Here is a 2,713-nt window from a genome sequence, read left to right as displayed (position 1 = left end):
TCTACCAGGTAGGACCCCACGTCCTCATCTCACGCCACACCGCCCGAATGTCCCCGGCCGCCGTCAGCGAACTCCTGGTGAGAAAACCTCACTGTATTTCGCCTCGTACTTGATCAACGATGTGGGCTTCTCTATTTCGCAATGGCAGACGGCGTGGGGAACCATGCTCCTCGCCTGCCTTCCCGGTAACCTCGCGGCCGGCTACCTGTCCGATCGCGTGGGAATGGCGAATGTCGTCGCCTGGGGAGGCGGATTCGCCCTGGCGATATCCCTGGTCGGATGGTACGTCGTTCCACACCTTCTCGGTACAGACTTCGCAGCACTACTCGCAGTTGCCGTAGTGAGCGGGATCGGTCTCGGCGGGTTCACTCCCGTAACGGCTATGGTCGCCCTGCTTGCGCCCCGCCAGAGGGCTGCCGCACTCGCGATCGCCAATCTCGGCGCCGGGCTCAGTAATGCCGTCGGCCCCGCGATCGTGCGACTGTTCCTCGGCCCCTTGGGTATTGCGGGCTTGACGTTCCTTTTCGCCGGACTGTATGCCGCGTGTATCCCTCTGGCGTACCTCATTCGGCTAACGAGGATGGCTCCGGCCCCGAAACCCGACGACAACTACGAAAGAAGCGCCGTCCAGCACACGACCGCAGACCAGCCTTCCATGCATCTTTGACGGCGGCGACCTGTTCCGCCGTTGTGGTGAAACGTTCGCTTCCTGACTAGCGATAGGGCAGTGGAGGTCGGCGTCGTGCCGGCGCACCGAACGTCCGATCCCGGATCATTCCCCCGAGATCCGGGAACGGCTGGGCCACCGATCCCCCGCCGGTGGCCCGAACTGCTGGAAGGCTCGACCTGACCCCTGTTGGTCGAGCCTTCCAGCGCAGTGCCGCGGCGAGTTTGCGCGGCGCGTGGTGGTGTGCTTGTCGATCGGGCGGGTCCGATCGGTGTGCTCCGCGGGGAAAGTCAACCCGGTGTGGGGAAAAGAACCGCCGAGGGACGCTTGGGTGCATGGCTTTTTGAGTGTCCGCCCTACCCTTCCTAGGTGATAAATGGGTTCTGGGTGCAGGCGGGGTCGGGCCGTGTGCGGGATGGGGACGTAGATGCCGCCCGACACGCCCGCGTTACCTGTCGGGGGAGGCGCCGGTCATCGCCGAATTCGTTGCCGGTGGTTGGCAGTTGGTGTACTTCGCCGAACCGGGCCGGTCGGGGGAGATCACCCTAAGGAAGGGCCGCAAGTACGAAGGGTTACGTGCCGGCCAATTGCGGTCCTCGACCATGCGTGCCGTTCCTCCGTTGGCGGAGACCGGTGCTCCGACACGCGATCTCGACTCAGCCGTATCTCGGAGCGGGCCGGCACCGGGGTGATGCCCACCTGCGATGCGCTGCCGCTCCGGCGGCGCACCGGAACCGGAGCGATGAGCGCCGTGTGTGGGCCGCGCTCACGGTCTGGTTCGCCACTTCCGGTCACGCCGTTTCGGCGCCGCCAGGTACGATGCTTGAGGCATGACAGAGCTCGAACCCACGGACTATGCCGCGACGCTCGAAGAACTCGAACGCCGCGTCTACCAGGCGCAGCGGAAAGTGAATACCGAGCTGATCCGCCTCTACTGGCAAGTCGGTCACACGATCTTGGAACGTCAGCAGACCGAGCGGTGGGGAAGCAAGGTGCTGTCCCGCCTCGCCACGGACTTACGCGCCGAATTCCTAACCATGAAGGGCTTCTCGCGAGCGAACCTGTTCTACATGCGAGGCTTCGCTGAGGCATGGCTTGACGTAGACGCAATCGTCCAATAGCCCATTGGACAATTGCCGTGGAGTCACATCGCCGAACTGCTCGACAAGCTCGACGACCATGATCTGCGACAGTGGTACGCCGCTCAGGACGTCGAGTACGGGTGGTCGCGCTCTGCGCTTGCTCATCAGATCACGACCCGCCTCCACGACCGTCAGGGTGCTGCGCCCTCGAACTTCGGCGCCGCGCTCGAACAGCGGGACTCCGAGCTGGCACAGCAGCTCACCAGGGATCCGTTCACACTGGAATTCCTTGCGATCGACAGCGATTCGGGCGAGCGGGAACTCGAGGAGCGTCTGGTCGCGCGGATCATCGATACGCTGCGCGAGCTGGGGCGGGGATTCGCATTCGTGGGTGCATTCGACGTCGACCGGGGACGACTTCCACATCGATCTGCTGTTCTTCCACGTCGAGCAGCTTCGTTACGTGGTCATCGAGCTCAAGACGACGAAGTTCGATCCCCGTGATGCCGGCCAACTCGGCTTCTACGTTGCTCTGGTTGAGGATCGACTGCGCATCAGCGATATACATCCGCCGACCGTGGGCATGTTTCTCGTGGCCGAGAAGAACGACACCGTCGTCCGCTACGCTCTCGCCGGCACCGAGCAGCCTGTCGCCGTGTCCCGATACGACCTGACGGCATCCGCCCAGGACGCTCTGCCCGCCGAAGAAGCCCTGACTCGTGTCACCCTCGAGGTCACCGCCGATGAGGGTGCCGTGGGGCAGGTGCCGCACACCGAGCCTCGCACGTAAAGACCGTTCCGTCATCGGTACTCCATGTGCCCACCATCAGCGGCAGCGGCACGGGTGTGCCCCGCACGGGTGATGTGCCGGGAGTGTCCGATAAACGGTGGAACCGGCCTGGCATCGGTTAGTTGATGCGTCCTTCGAAAGTGATCGCGAAGGCGTTCAAGGCAGGCTTCCACC

3 protein-coding genes and 1 pseudogene are annotated in these 2,713 nt (G+C 63.9%); all 4 read left to right on the top strand.

The window, feature by feature from the left end; translation table 11 throughout:
- Window positions 1–667: MFS transporter (locus ACWDUD_RS30535; protein WP_450111767.1), on the top strand; the 667-nt coding region annotated here is incomplete at its 5' end.
- Between the two features lie 830 nt (window positions 668–1,497).
- A pseudogene (locus tag ACWDUD_RS30530) lies at window positions 1,498–1,881 on the top strand (DUF1016 N-terminal domain-containing protein); the annotation flags it as partial.
- A gap of 36 nt (window positions 1,882–1,917) precedes the next feature.
- Window positions 1,918–2,253: a PDDEXK nuclease domain-containing protein gene (locus tag ACWDUD_RS30525; RefSeq protein WP_450111768.1), complete on the top strand. Its 336-nt coding sequence runs from the start codon at window positions 1,918–1,920 to the stop codon at window positions 2,251–2,253.
- Window positions 2,141–2,539 carry a PDDEXK nuclease domain-containing protein gene (locus ACWDUD_RS30520; protein WP_450111766.1) on the top strand — a complete coding sequence of 133 codons (399 nt, stop codon included), beginning with the start codon at window positions 2,141–2,143 and terminating at the stop codon, window positions 2,537–2,539. Before ACWDUD_RS30525 ends, ACWDUD_RS30520 begins: the two co-directional genes overlap by 113 nt.
- Window positions 2,540–2,713: the final 174 nt, after the last annotated feature.

This window comes from Rhodococcus sp. NPDC003382 (assembly GCF_053589135.1).
This window is presented reverse-complemented; position numbering and strand designations above follow the sequence as displayed.